The 12209-nt window shown below is 48.2% G+C and carries 14 protein-coding genes and 2 pseudogenes; 9 read left to right on the plus strand and 7 right to left on the minus strand.

Annotated features, from left to right (window positions below; all coding sequences use genetic code 11):
• Positions 1-9 precede the first annotated feature (9 nt).
• Complete coding sequence (locus ACOI7D_RS01905; protein ID WP_064158286.1) at positions 10-555, minus strand: cysteine hydrolase family protein; 546 nt, start codon at positions 553-555, stop codon at positions 10-12.
• 290 nt (positions 556-845) lie between these two features.
• On the minus strand, positions 846-1487 hold the full coding sequence (locus ACOI7D_RS01910; protein ID WP_109547511.1) for a GntR family transcriptional regulator: 642 nt from the start codon (positions 1485-1487) through the stop codon (positions 846-848).
• A gap of 157 nt (positions 1488-1644) precedes the next feature.
• On the opposite strand from ACOI7D_RS01910, the gene ACOI7D_RS01915 reads away from it, so the two are divergent.
• The 4 genes from ACOI7D_RS01915 (at position 1645) to ACOI7D_RS01930 (ending at position 3672) form a co-directional block, all read left to right on the plus strand.
• Positions 1645-2118, plus strand: a complete 474-nt coding sequence (locus ACOI7D_RS01915) for an OsmC family protein (protein ID WP_023289207.1) — start codon at positions 1645-1647, stop codon at positions 2116-2118.
• A 136-nt stretch (positions 2119-2254) separates the two neighbouring features.
• Positions 2255-2578: an antibiotic biosynthesis monooxygenase family protein gene (locus ACOI7D_RS01920; protein ID WP_004203706.1), complete on the plus strand. Its 324-nt coding sequence runs from the start codon at positions 2255-2257 to the stop codon at positions 2576-2578.
• On the plus strand, positions 2571-2990 hold the full coding sequence (locus ACOI7D_RS01925; protein WP_109547512.1) for an amino acid-binding protein: 420 nt from the start codon (positions 2571-2573) through the stop codon (positions 2988-2990). Before ACOI7D_RS01920 ends, ACOI7D_RS01925 begins: the two co-directional genes overlap by 8 nt.
• Entirely contained in the window at positions 2959-3672 is a 714-nt protein-coding gene (locus ACOI7D_RS01930; RefSeq protein WP_109547513.1) for an ArsR/SmtB family transcription factor, read from the plus strand. Before ACOI7D_RS01925 ends, ACOI7D_RS01930 begins: the two co-directional genes overlap by 32 nt.
• Before the next feature lie 273 nt (positions 3673-3945).
• On the opposite strand, the pseudogene ACOI7D_RS01935 reads toward ACOI7D_RS01930, so the two are convergent.
• Both ACOI7D_RS01935 and ACOI7D_RS01940 read right to left on the minus strand, forming a co-directional pair.
• Positions 3946-4113: pseudogene (locus tag ACOI7D_RS01935) on the minus strand (NADP-dependent isocitrate dehydrogenase); the annotation flags it as partial.
• A gap of 515 nt (positions 4114-4628) precedes the next feature.
• Positions 4629-5438 (minus strand): chaperonin, encoded by an 810-nt coding sequence (locus tag ACOI7D_RS01940; protein WP_117140758.1) that lies wholly within the window; start codon positions 5436-5438, stop codon positions 4629-4631.
• Positions 5439-5684: 246 nt separating this feature from the next.
• On the opposite strand from ACOI7D_RS01940, the gene ACOI7D_RS01945 reads away from it, so the two are divergent.
• Both ACOI7D_RS01945 and leuE read left to right on the plus strand, forming a co-directional pair.
• Positions 5685-6368, plus strand: coding sequence for an SOS response-associated peptidase (locus ACOI7D_RS01945; RefSeq protein WP_117140760.1), 684 nt, complete (start codon positions 5685-5687; stop codon positions 6366-6368).
• A 129-nt stretch (positions 6369-6497) separates the two neighbouring features.
• Positions 6498-7142 (plus strand): leucine efflux protein LeuE, encoded by a 645-nt coding sequence (leuE, locus tag ACOI7D_RS01950; protein ID WP_044613265.1) that lies wholly within the window; start codon positions 6498-6500, stop codon positions 7140-7142.
• A 208-nt stretch (positions 7143-7350) separates the two neighbouring features.
• Here the strand turns inward: leuE and ACOI7D_RS01955 are convergent, their stop codons facing one another.
• Positions 7351-7806, minus strand: coding sequence for a MarR family winged helix-turn-helix transcriptional regulator (locus tag ACOI7D_RS01955; protein ID WP_110199628.1), 456 nt, complete (start codon positions 7804-7806; stop codon positions 7351-7353).
• Between the two features lie 135 nt (positions 7807-7941).
• Here ACOI7D_RS01955 and ACOI7D_RS01960 point away from each other — a divergent pair, with 135 nt between their 5' ends.
• Positions 7942-8373: an organic hydroperoxide resistance protein gene (locus tag ACOI7D_RS01960; protein WP_117140762.1), complete on the plus strand. Its 432-nt coding sequence runs from the start codon at positions 7942-7944 to the stop codon at positions 8371-8373.
• Between the two features lie 114 nt (positions 8374-8487).
• Positions 8488-9279 carry an HpcH/HpaI aldolase family protein gene (locus ACOI7D_RS01965; protein ID WP_117140764.1) on the plus strand — a complete coding sequence of 264 codons (792 nt, stop codon included), beginning with the start codon at positions 8488-8490 and terminating at the stop codon, positions 9277-9279.
• A 164-nt stretch (positions 9280-9443) separates the two neighbouring features.
• Here ACOI7D_RS01965 and ACOI7D_RS01970 read toward each other — a convergent pair whose 3' ends face one another.
• Together ACOI7D_RS01970 and ACOI7D_RS01975 are read right to left on the minus strand one after the other, a co-directional pair.
• Complete coding sequence (locus ACOI7D_RS01970; RefSeq protein WP_117140766.1) at positions 9444-10709, minus strand: Y-family DNA polymerase; 1266 nt, start codon at positions 10707-10709, stop codon at positions 9444-9446.
• A 1-nt stretch (position 10710) separates the two neighbouring features.
• A complete protein-coding gene (locus ACOI7D_RS01975; protein ID WP_023289199.1) occupies positions 10711-11130 on the minus strand; it encodes a translesion error-prone DNA polymerase V autoproteolytic subunit in 420 nt (139 codons plus the stop codon).
• Between the two features lie 305 nt (positions 11131-11435).
• On the opposite strand from ACOI7D_RS01975, the pseudogene ACOI7D_RS01980 reads away from it, so the two are divergent.
• Positions 11436-12140, plus strand: a pseudogene (locus ACOI7D_RS01980) (tyrosine-type recombinase/integrase); the annotation flags it as partial.
• Positions 12141-12209 lie beyond the last annotated feature (69 nt).

A 12209-nucleotide genomic window follows, 5' to 3' on the forward strand; every position in this document is an offset into this window, starting at 1 on the left:
TCTTCACCCTTATTTCTCTGCCGAAAAGCGCCACTCCGCGGCGGTCGACAGCGTCACAAAGGGCCCCGCAAGGGTGACATTGTGATGGCCAATGATGTCAGGCGCTGATAAACGTTCGTTATCCATGGTTGAGTGCGCATCCGAGATTAACACCGTCCGTAATCCCAGCGCCGATGCCGCTCGGCAGGTCGTGTCCACGCAGAATTCGGTTTTCATCCCGGCAATAACCAGCTGTTTTACTCCGACCTGGGCGAGCTGATGCTCAAGGTCAGTTTGCTGGAAACAGGAGGGGTATTTTTTAATCAAAACGATATCCCGCTCGCAGTTAACCCCCATCTCAGGCAGCAGTTGGGTTAATGGACTTTGCGCGGAGAACGGAGAGTCGTCAGGTCCGGTATGGCGGGCAAAGAAGACTGGCACCTCAGCCTGTCTCGCTTTTTCAATCAGCAGGCAAACGTTCGCCAGAAGCGCATCGGCCTGATACGGGGAAACCGGGCCACGGAAAAGCCCCTGCTGCATATCGATAATTAACAGGGCATGTTCAGATGAAATCATGATGGGTCTCCATTCAGTCTGTCACGAACGGAGAAGACGCTCCCCGTCCACATTGGCGGGGAGTGAGGATCTGTTTGTCAGGAGCCGGTCACAGATACGCCCACACCACCGCAGGTTACGGTCGTGGTGGTGACGGTGGTGGTTGGCTGCACTGACGTAATCATTATCTGACCTTCACTTATTCTTTACAGATAAAACATAAGCGCCATTAAAACGGCTCTTTTCTTATAGCATTGAGCTGAGACGGATTGCAATTTATGCGTGAACAACGCAGCCGCTTTACGCAACCATTAACGGCTTACAATATAGGCGCGAAGGATTTCACCTGCTGAAAGAATATGTTTCACGGTATATGCCCGAGCCTCCTGCGGATTATTTTGCTGGCAGGCCATCAGGATCTGCTGATGCTCATCCTGGAATTTCAGCGTATCCGACAGCAGTCTGTTCTGAAAAAGCTCATATCTTTCAATCTGCTCGCGCAATTCACAGATCATCTTCAACAGGCGCTGATTGTTACACTTCCGATACAGCAGTTCATGAAACTCCCGGTTATACCTCCCCTGCTGCTCGGGTTCAGAAGCGCTGCTCAGCAGCTGATGCACCAGCTCTGCCCGGGCAAGCGTTTCCGGGTCCATATTCTTCAGGCTATGAAAAATGGCTTCACCTTCCAGGAGTGCCCGCAGCTGATAAATTTCATCGACATCTGCGGCCGTCAGCGTTTTCACCACCGCGCCACGATTTCTGTAAATCTCAACCAGACCTTCGCGCTCAAGCTGCTGTATCGCTTCTCTCATTGGGATACGGCTGACAGAAAACTGGCAGGCCAGGTCGCGCTCCACAAGCCGGTCGCCATCTCGCAATGCCCCCTTGTTGATTAAGATTTTTAACTCACTGGCAAGGATGTCGGCGGTCGAACGGGTAGCAGCGTTCATTTGGCTCTCTTTACATCATTCACAAATGGTATACCATTATGCCATTCTAGCCAACGTCATGACAACCTTGCGATTCTACCTGCGGCTTCGTTCAGGCAATGCACCTGGACGATACCGCAGTGAAGACAGTCATCCCTCTCTAGAGAAAGGCAAATCAATGGAACATGCTTATACCAGTCATATCACATGGACCGGCAATCAGGGCACGGGTACCTCGGGTTACAAGGCTTATGCCCGGACTTGGGATATCGCGGTAAAGGGAAAAGAACCCATTCATTGTTCAAATGATCCATTACTGGGCGGCGATCCCGGCAAAATGAACCCGGAAGATCTCCTGCTCTCTTCTCTCTCTGCCTGTCACATGCTGTGGTACTTACATCTGGCCTCAGATGCCGGCATTACGGTCATGGAATATCAGGACTCGCCGGTGGCAACGGGTGAAGTATTAAAAGGGGGCGCGGGTCGCTTTATTTCTGCTACCCTCAGGCCGAAAATCACCGTATTACCAGGTACCGATCTCGACGCCGCCGCGGCCATTCATCAGCAGATCCATCACGTCTGTTTTATCGCCCGCTCGGTCAATTTCCCGGTCAGCTACCAGCCTGAATTTATTATCTTTAACGCAGAGTAACTCGTTTCTGGCGCGGTCATCCGGCGCTCAGGAAATGTGGCTGGGGTATCCAACCTCAGCCACATTTCGCTGCACACCGAAGCATCCTGCTCTGGCCGTCATTAGACTGCAGGGAAATTCACCACGGAGCAGACTTATGATTGCGGTACTTTTTGAGGCCGACGCCTTACCGGAAGCACAGGAAAGATATCTTCAGCTGGCGGCCGGGCTGACGCCTTTGCTTTCAGACACGCCGGGGTTTATCGCCATCGAGCGCTTTCAGAGCCTGAATTCGCCCGGCAAAATCCTTTCGTTATCCTGGTGGGAAGATGAAGCATCGGTGGCCAACTGGCAGCAAAATGAGCGGCATCTGGCTGCCCAGCGCGAAGGCAAAGCATCGATTTTTTCATATTACAGAATACGCGTTGCCCGCGTGTTCCGGGATTACTCATCGGATCGGGGAGCACAGCCAGATGTATGATATTCACGTCATTCTCAGCAACACGCCGGGCTCGCTTGGCGCAATGGGTATAGCGCTGGGCAACAACGGTGTGGGTCTCGAAGGTGGTGGGGTATTCACCACGCCTGATGCCGGACATGCACATTTTCTGGTGGAAGATGGTGAGACAGCCCGCAGGGTGCTGACCGAGGCCGGATTTACAGTCAGCGATGTATGCCGTCCTCTGATACGCAAGTTACCCCAGGAACGACCCGGGGAACTGGGAGACATTGCAGACACCCTGGCCCGCAACGGTATTAATATTCTGGTACAGTACAGCGACCACCGTAACCGGCTCATTCTCCTTACCGATGATGACACCCGGGCAGCGGAAGTGACCAAAAAATGGGCCATATTTCTGAATGAATCTCCTGAAAACGCAGCAAGACAGTGAGCCAGAGGCGGCACTGGAAACCGCGATGGCGATGGTGGCCTCAGCCCTCTCCGACCCGTCAAGGGTCAGTATTCTCTGCGCGCTGATGGACGGGCGCGCATGGACGGCGACCGAGCTCAGCACGGTCGCCGAGGTCTCCGCCTCCACCACCAGCGGACATCTTACCCGGCTGCTCAGCAACGGGCTGGTGGTATGTCTCGCGCAGGGGCGCCACCGCTATTACCGCCTGGCGGGCCCGCATATCGCCGGGCTGCTGGAAAACCTGATGGGCGTCTCAATGCAGGCGCATAAGGCGCTGGCCACCAGCACGCCGGTTACGCTTCGCTACGCCCGCACCTGCTACGACCATCTGGCGGGCGAACTGGCGGTGAATATTTATGAGTTTATGCTGCGGGAAAAATGGCTGACGGCCGATGGGCAGTCTCTGACGTCAGCCGGTAAAACCCAGCTTGAAAGTCTGGGCGCAGTACTTAACGCTCGACCGCGACGTAAGCCTTGCTGCCCCTGTCTTGACTGGAGCGAAAGACGTTTTCATCTGGGAGGCGACGCCGGATCGGCGCTGATGGCGCTGTTTGAGCAGAAAGGATGGATCACCCGCGCGCCGGGATATCGGGAAGTGCAAGTGACGGATAGCGGCAGAGCGGCGCTGTCCCGACTGTTTAATCTGAAGGTGAACGGATAGCCTGAGTTTAGGCTACATCATATTTTCGCCGAACAGCGCCGGTTTAAGCCGGTCGGGCCATCAGTATGGCCCCTGGAGTTCAATCCATTCCCACTCGCGATCTCACGGCAAACTGAGCTATCCCTGTCACGAGGTGCATGGCTTTGATGGACATTGTGTTGCGGGAAATCGGCGATGGCACCGCGCAGCGAGCGCCCGGCAAAATAACGGCCTGCATACGATAAAAAAACGGGAGCTCATCGGCTCCCGCTTTTACTTAATCCACCAACGGGATTACATATTCGCGATAATCGCGTCGCCAAACTCGCTACATTTCAGCAGTTTAGCGCCTTCCATCAGACGTTCGAAGTCATAGGTCACGGTCTTGGCGGCGATAGCGCCTTCCATGCCTTTGACGATCAGGTCTGCGGCTTCGAACCACTGCATGTGGCGCAGCAATATCTACGTCATAAATATTTAAGCAACTGATTTTATTGTTTATTTCACCAATGGATAGAATTTTTATTGCCTTAAACTACATTGTTTAACTTGTTGATTTAGATAATTTTAAGCTTCGTTTTGGGGAATAGATTATCGCCTTTGACCCAAAACCTATCAACCATTACAACGTGGCGCCATAGACTAAAGTTTTGCTTCCGAACTAAAGTGATTAACAACCATCTTGATGCTGTTCACCAGGTTATGTACTGCTTTGGTGGTAAAAACCGCCCCTAACATTCCCCGCGTTGAAACTTTCGCGACTGATCTCCTCCCTGAATTTGGACCAGGGTCACGACAAGTCGGATGTTTTGCCCGCTTTGGCAGCATGGCTGACTATTTTCTCTGCCAATGCTTAGAGTAATAAAAACTAACCTATAGCCTCAATGAAATTCCCCGCGAGTGCTTGAGGCCGAAGTCACTCACCTTGACAACATATAATATAAATGTAAGGAAAACATATGAATATTATAAAAAAATTACTTTTTAATTGGATAACTAACACAAGTGTGGCCATTACTCATAGCATACATCTGGTTTCCTTTAAGATTAACAAATGGAAATGTTGTGAACTCATAATTTATAGAGCTCATGTTGAAGGTGAGAAATTTATCACACAATTTTAATTGTGTCGAATGGGCAGGATAGGTTCCTTTGTTTTTCAAGGTTATAATAAAACCAATAGGGAAAAAATGTAGCGCGCAAATAATTGCCACATGCCCTTTATTCATAAATGCTACACTCTGAGCAGATATGTGCATTCTGTGTGGATAAAACCAATAGAAGATATCATGAGTCTCTTCAAAACTTGGCACTTTCCCCAAAACATAATTCTTTAAAGGTGTATAGTACGGACTATCTATCGGCTCCTTTCTACAATCTTCAACTGAAGTTGCTGATAGTATGTGTCCAATCATTGCCTTAGTGAATGATATACTATCAAAAGATATTTTGATGAATGGATATACTTTCTCACCAGACATATATTGACCCAACTGTTCTTTAAAGGACTCTGTTACATGTTCAATTGCTGTATCAAGCCCGCCCAATACCTTACTATTGCAGTTACCACATATCGTTCTGAAATAAGATCCATTTTTAGCTCTTAATGGTTTGACTGGTTCTTTAGTATTGAAGAACTCACTAACTGTTTTTTGAAGGATAGGTCCTAAGGTTATAGCACACTTAGGTGGAACATGATCTTTAGTTAGAACATCAAATTTACCACAAATATTGCAATAACCTTCAACAATCCCACTATGCTTCCATCTTTCACTAATCTTTGTCATTTTCTCTCCTTCAATACAACGATCTATTTATGCCATGTAAAATACTGTCTATGAGATCTCTTAACATCTGGTCAATGATCATCTTGCCCTAAATGTTAAACTACACTTCATGACAGATTATTTGTCGTTCTGGTTCATCCCCGCTAGCAGTATAACTAGCAATATGATTTTCTTCCCTAAGCTTGCATATCCGACTCGTACCTCTACTGAACGTCTATACTTTCAGTCTGACTTCTGGAGGTAACCATGTGCGGACGCTTTGCTCAATCTCAGACAAGGGAAGAATACCTAGCTTATCTTGCTGATGAAGCTGAGCGTGACATCGCCTATGATCCAGAACCAATCGGCCGGTACAACGTGGCGCCAGGGACTAAAGTTTTGCTTCTGAGCGAACGAGACGAACAGCTGCACCTCGATCCGGTTCACTGGGGTTACGCGCCAGGGTGGTGGGATAAACCGCCCTTGATTAATGCCAGGTTTGAGACCGCAGCCAACAGCAGGATGTTTAAACCCCTGTGGCAGCAAGGTCGAGCGATCTGCTTTGCCGATGGATGGTTTGAATGGAAGCGAGAAGGAGACAAGAAACAGCCTTACTTCATTCACCGTAAAGACGGCAAGCCCATCTTCATGGCGACTATTGGTAGCGTCCCTTTCGAGCGTGGAGATGAAGCAGAGGGGTTTTTGATAGTGACCGCTGCGGCCGATCAGGGGTTGGTCGATATTCACGACCGCCGGCCGCTGGTTCTGACGCCGGAAGCAGCACGCGAATGGATGCGCCAGGGCCAAGATATAGGCGGAAAGGAAGCCGAAGAGATAGCAGTCGACGGAGCAGTATCCGCCGACCATTTCACCTGGCACCCGGTATCGCGAGCGGTAGGCAATGTGAAAAATCAGGGGCCTGAATTGATTGAGGCTATCAAAAGCCTGTAGCTTTGATGACGTCCGGAATGTGCCAGGAGCGGACATTGGCTGAATAGATAGAAAGCAGCCGTGATGTGTTTTCATTAACGCTGGTTACGTTAGAATAGCCTCGATGAAAACGAGAGAACTGGAGTAAAAATGTTTGCTGATTTTGGTATCGTGAATTTCTGGACGTATCTGCTTGGTGCGACACTGATAGTTCTTGCTCCTGGGCCTGAGACCATGTTCGTGATTAAAACAAGCATTACGAGCGGCATCAAACGAGGCTTTGCTGCAATATTTTCCATTCTCATGAGTGACGTGCTTCTGGTTCTGCTGGCATGGTGTGGGCTTGCCGCAGTCATAAGCTCAACTCCAGCCTTGTTTAACGCCATCAAATACGCAGGTGCTGCCTATCTTTTCTATCTCGGTGTCCAGACGATACGCGCTATCTTTAAGCCAACTGTCGAAACGAGTCAGGAAAAGAAATCTTCAGCTGATGCTAAGGGGATCATTGGGCGTGGAATGCTTGTTACTCTACTGAATCCAAAGACGCTGCTGTTCTATATCTCTTTCTTCGCCCAGTTCATCAATGTTCAGGCTGAACATTCCTGGATGGCGTTTATCATCCTTGCAGCAGTAATGTTCGCGATTACTCTCGTTTATTTCGGTTTCCTCGTTTTCTGCGGCTCTTATCTGCTAAGCCGTTTGAAAGGCAACCGTAGATTATCAACCATTGGAAACGCGCTGGTAGGTATGTTCTTCATTGGATTTGCAGCGCGACTCGCAAGCGCAACCTCCTAACGAGAAAGCTAAACCGCCTCACGGCGGTTTTTTTACGTTCTTACGCTGGATGGGACGACCGCTCTTCGCTCTAAGCGGATTGTAGTAGCACAATCACTAATGTTAATTACTGAATCACCTGACTTTGAGCAGGTCACAGAACCTCGTAGTCAGAACCAGAGCCGAAGGTGGAACCTTTATACCTCAAACAGCTTGCGAGTTAAGAAGGTCAAGATTGCAGTAAATTATTTCTTACCTTGATAATTGTCTTCTGCAAGAGTTGCACCTCTTCTAGTGTCAGTCCTAGTGAATAAAACACATTCATGCACCGATGGCTTGCTTTGTGCAATTCTCTGCCCTCATCTGTAAGAAAGATGTGAACCTTACGCTCATCTTCCATTGAGCGCTGTCTGATCACGATTCCTTTTTTCTCAAGAATTTTTAACATTGGCGTAAGGGTGCTTGACGCTAAGAATAATCTCTCTCCTAACTGATTAACGGTTAGTCCATCTTCTTCCGCCAATGCCAACAATGTAATCCATTGAGAGTATGTTAACCCCAGCTCTGACAGATAAGGCTGGTAAGCCTTACCGAAGGCAAGGTTAGCAGTGTAAGTGGCAAAACAGAGAAAATCCTCAAGCTTCGGAAAATCCCCTTGCTCAAACAGGCTTGCATTTTCGTTCATAACTGACCCCATATACTTTAAGCCAAGTATATCGCATACGATTTTTTCTGAAAAGCACATTGACATGTCTCAATCTTTGGATATCATTATCACACGATTTAATCGCACACAAACAAACTTAGTAAGGAAATGGCTATGAAAATTTTTTATAAAACAAGTGCAACATCAGTCGGTGGTCGTGATGGAAGAGTATCCTTAGATGACGGTTCGTTTGGCCTCGATTTAGTCAGCTTCACTAATGACAGTGGTAAAACTGGCGCCAATCCGGAGCAGTTGTTTGCTATGGGCTATGCAGCCTGTTTCGACAACGCTCTGATTCATATCATCCAGAAACAAAAACTAGAAGGTGTATCAACTAAGACATCCTGCGCAGTAGGTATCGGGCAGAATGCTGAGGGCGGGTTCTCTCTTGATATTGACCTTGATGTAGAAGTGCGTGGTCTGGAAAAAGAATCGGCAATTGAACTTGTTAAAAAAGGACACAAAGTCTGCCCCTACTCAAATGCTACAAGGGGCAATGTTGATGTCCGACTGCACGTAAGCGTAGTGGATACAATTACTTTGTAATAATATCCCGACATTCCTTCAAACAAAATTACGGATGTCGGGAGTTTACTATTTAATTTCCATCCACGAAAAAAAACACATCCATGTGGGTATAATTACTTTTAGGATTGAATAATGACTGTAGCCATTGATTTTTTGAAAAACGAATTCAAACGAAACGTAAAAGCCGGCAATCTGCAGCTGGGTATAGGTCTTGAAATCCCGTCTGCTGATGTTGCGGAGGTTTTAGCGACCAGCAATTTCGACTGGTTATTTATTGATGGTGAGCATGGCCCTCATTCCCTGGAAAGTATTGTCGCTGCTGCACGAGCTATTTTACCATTCGGAATGACACCTGTTGTTCGTGTCGGTGGGCCGAGCACTGGACTGATAAAGCAGCTAATGGACCAGGGTATCAATAATATTATATTCCCTAAGGTCGAGACCAGAGAGGAAGTAGAACAGATTATGTACTGGTCATCCTTTGCTCCGCGAGGTAACAGAGGGATGGGGGCTCAGGCAGTACGAGCTGGTTTATATGGCCGTATTCCAGATTATCTGGAGAGAATTAACGATGAATCAATGATGATTATCCAGATAGAAAGTCGAAAAGGCATGGATAACCTGGATGAGATTTGTTCTGTAGACGGTATCGGAGCTGTCTTTTTAGGCCCTATTGATTTAGCTGTTGATATGGGACATGGGTTAAATATATTTCACCCCGAAGTAATGACTGCAATGGACAATATGATTAAGCGAGTTAAATCCTTTGGTATCCCGGTAGGAACAATAGCCGTAACACCAGACCAGGCAAAACATTACAAGGCATTAGGTGCTACTTTCTTAGCTCTTGGCGCAGATACATTCCTTTTATCTACCGGAGCAGATAAAATACATAATGACTATTCTGAAGCATTGCAAAACTAAGAATAAAATTATCTTACAACCTAAGACTGCCGCTAACTATTAGTTGCAAGGGAGGTGGGAGCCAGACAGAATTTTAGCCCGGTAATCGGTTACTCCGGGCTTATAACAACACTTTGTTGTAATGCCGCTGGATCAACATATGTCATATCTATTAATGGTTTGAATTATCTTACTTTTATTAAGTCACTGTATCTCGTGGTGTACCGAGGCGAAAGCATTTCCCGTTTCATCTGCCAGGTAGTCTGGATTCCTTGGCCGGCAAAGTACAGCGCCCCTCTCCCATTTTTGGCATTCAGATGATCCAGGACCTCCATCAGTTTTCCGCTATTTTTCCGCGGTGCGTTATCGTCAAACAGGTTGAGCTGGGCCACGCCCTGACTGTAGAAATCCCCAAGCATCACGCCTGCTTTCTGATAGCGATGTCCGTCTCGCCATATTGCATCGAGGCATTTCGTCGCCGCGGTGATGATGTCCCTGCTGTCCTGGGTTGGAGTTAGCAGCTTTACTGATGCGCTGTTCCCGTAGTACGGTTCATTCAACGCAAAGGGGCTAGTTTTAACGAACGCTGAGATGAACCGACAATACTGATGCTCGCCACGGAGTTTCTCCGCGGCACGGGATGCGTATAAGCATATCGCCTGGCGCATCTCTTCGTAGGTGGAAATCCGCTGCCCAAAGCTGCGACTACAGACAATCTCCTGCTTTACCGGTGCGAACTCCTCCAGCCCGAGGCATGGCTCGCCGCGCAGCTCCCGCACGGTTCGCTCCAGAACCACATTAAAATGCTTCCGGATAAAACGGATATCAGTATCCGCCAGCTGCAGCACAGTTTTAATCCCCATAGCCTCCAGTTTTTTACTGATACGGCGCCCAACGCCCCAAACCTCATCCACCGGCAGCAAAGCCATCAACTTCCTCTGCCTTTCAAGATTAGACAGATCCACCACGCCTCCGGTCTGCCGGTGCCACTGTTTCGCCGCGTGATTGGCCAGCTTTGCCAGGGTTTTAGTCTGGGCTATGCCGACACCGACCGTGAGGTGCGTCCTGCGCAGAACCGTCTCGCGAATTTCCCTGCCAAAGTCGGTAAGGTCGCGACAATTCCGAACTCCTGTCAGGTCGCAAAATGCCTCATCAATACTGTAAATTTCGCAGCGTGGAGAGAGTTCCTCCAGCGTTGTCATCACTCGGTTGGACATATCGGCATAAAGCTCATAGTTGCTGCTAAACGCGATAATACCGTGCCGGCGAAACATGTCCTTTTGCTTGAAATAAGGCTCACCCATTTTGACGAAGGGCTTCGCCTCTGGCGAGCGGGCGATCACACAGCCATCGTTGTTTGACAGTACGACAATCGGACGCCCTTTCAGGTCAGGACGAAATACAGTCTCGCACGATGCATAAAATGAATTCACATCACAAAGCGCAAACATCTTAGCCAGCTGATTTAATGATGTACGTAACCACCCCGAACACGTCGAGAGTATCCTCGCTACCGACTACTATCGGCGAATATGCAGGGTTCATTGGGTTAAGCTGAACCCTCGGATGCAGCTGCAGCTTCTTAACGGTAAATTCCCCATCCACAGCAGCAATAACGATATCACCATGAACTGCTGTTCTTGAGCTATCCACGACCAGAAGATCACCCTCCCCTATGCCGGCGTCTTTCATGCTGTCGCCGGCGGCTTTGACAAAATACGTCGCACTGGGGTGGTTCACGAGCAACTCGTTCAGATCAATACGTTGCTCCACGTAATCCTGCGCTGGACTAGGAAAACCACATTGCACCAGGTCGCTGTACAACGGGAGCAGCATGATCTGACGTAACTCAAGGGGCGTGTAGAACTGCATAATAGACTCGCTCACATTAATACTGTTTTTATATACAGTAGTTTTAACAGAGCGACATATCAATATAGGTTCTGGCTATCAATTTACAGCATTGACGTAACGCATTGATGTAATGAGCAAGGTAAGTCTTCAAGTGTTTTCAGGCCTTAGCTGTTTGATGGTTTTGCGAACAGTTGCTCGATAACGCCGATCGCCTGGATAAGCTGGTCAATGGGCCTGCGGCCACCGTTCCCGTCCGGGCCGGGCAACCGCTGGACTCCTGGCGCCAGATCGTGACGATGATGCTTACACTGTCACTGATGCGCAGAGAGGGTCATAACAGGATGGCTCAAGTTGTACGCATGGTACTAATAGATGTTTTTAAAGAGGCTCAACATGCTGGTCACGGTCCGCCAGGATACAACCCTGCCCAGACAACGAAACAGCCACGAAATAAGATAAACAGACAAAGGCTATCTCTGGAGGAATGGGAGGCTATTTATACATCCGCCGAACAACAACAACCTTATTTACAATGTGGAATGTTGCTTGCCATTGTAACAGGGCAACGCCTCGGGGATATTTGCAATATGAAGTTTTCGGATGTATGGGATGATATGCTGCATATTGAGCAGGAGAAAACAGGAACTCGTTTAGCCATTCCCCTTTCTCTCAGAAATGAAGCGTTAAATATTACTCTGAGTGATGTTATTTCAAAATGTAGAGATGCTGCAGTGAGTCAATATCTTGGTCATTTTCGCCATAGCACCTCACAGGCTAGTCGTGGTGACCAAGTGTCAGCCAAAACACTTACTTCAACGTTCAAGAAAGCACGGGATAAAAGCGGTCTTACCTGGGAAGAGAGAACAGCGCCGACTTTCCATGAACAGAGATCTCTTTCCGAGCGCTTGTATCGTGAGCAAGGGATAGACACTCAGAAACTCTTAGGCCACAAAACAACGAAAATGACTGACAGATACAATGATGACCGCGACAAAGAGTGGATCGTTGTTGGTAAAAAAGCAGTATGATCTTCAATCAGTTTTGGGGAAGAATTTTGGGGAAGCATCCGCAAACTTCAAAAAAACGGGAGCCCATCG

Source organism: Klebsiella sp. C360, from assembly GCF_048822415.1.
GTDB lineage: Bacteria > Pseudomonadota > Gammaproteobacteria > Enterobacterales > Enterobacteriaceae > Klebsiella > Klebsiella quasipneumoniae.

Bases quoted from the DNA above. Each gene is read 5' to 3' on its own strand.
- ACOI7D_RS01920 (WP_004203706.1), top strand. From the start codon at position 2,255: ATGATTGCGGTACTTTTTGAGGCCGACGCCTTACCGGAAGCACAGGAA.
- ACOI7D_RS01915 (WP_023289207.1), top strand. From the start codon at position 1,645: ATGGAACATGCTTATACCAGTCATATCACATGGACCGGCAATCAGGGC.
- ACOI7D_RS01930 (WP_109547513.1), top strand. From the start codon at position 2,959: ATGAATCTCCTGAAAACGCAGCAAGACAGTGAGCCAGAGGCGGCACTG.
- ACOI7D_RS01940 (WP_117140758.1), bottom strand. From the start codon at position 5,438: ATGACAAAGATTAGTGAAAGATGGAAGCATAGTGGGATTGTTGAAGGT.
- ACOI7D_RS01955 (WP_110199628.1), bottom strand. From the start codon at position 7,806: ATGAACGAAAATGCAAGCCTGTTTGAGCAAGGGGATTTTCCGAAGCTT.
- leuE (WP_044613265.1), top strand. From the start codon at position 6,498: ATGTTTGCTGATTTTGGTATCGTGAATTTCTGGACGTATCTGCTTGGT.
- ACOI7D_RS01975 (WP_023289199.1), bottom strand. From the start codon at position 11,130: ATGCAGTTCTACACGCCCCTTGAGTTACGTCAGATCATGCTGCTCCCG.
- ACOI7D_RS01925 (WP_109547512.1), top strand. From the start codon at position 2,571: ATGTATGATATTCACGTCATTCTCAGCAACACGCCGGGCTCGCTTGGC.
- ACOI7D_RS01910 (WP_109547511.1), bottom strand. From the start codon at position 1,487: ATGAACGCTGCTACCCGTTCGACCGCCGACATCCTTGCCAGTGAGTTA.
- ACOI7D_RS01945 (WP_117140760.1), top strand. From the start codon at position 5,685: ATGTGCGGACGCTTTGCTCAATCTCAGACAAGGGAAGAATACCTAGCT.
- ACOI7D_RS01905 (WP_064158286.1), bottom strand. From the start codon at position 555: ATGATTTCATCTGAACATGCCCTGTTAATTATCGATATGCAGCAGGGG.
- ACOI7D_RS01970 (WP_117140766.1), bottom strand. From the start codon at position 10,709: ATGTTTGCGCTTTGTGATGTGAATTCATTTTATGCATCGTGCGAGACT.
- ACOI7D_RS01960 (WP_117140762.1), top strand. From the start codon at position 7,942: ATGAAAATTTTTTATAAAACAAGTGCAACATCAGTCGGTGGTCGTGAT.
- ACOI7D_RS01965 (WP_117140764.1), top strand. From the start codon at position 8,488: ATGACTGTAGCCATTGATTTTTTGAAAAACGAATTCAAACGAAACGTA.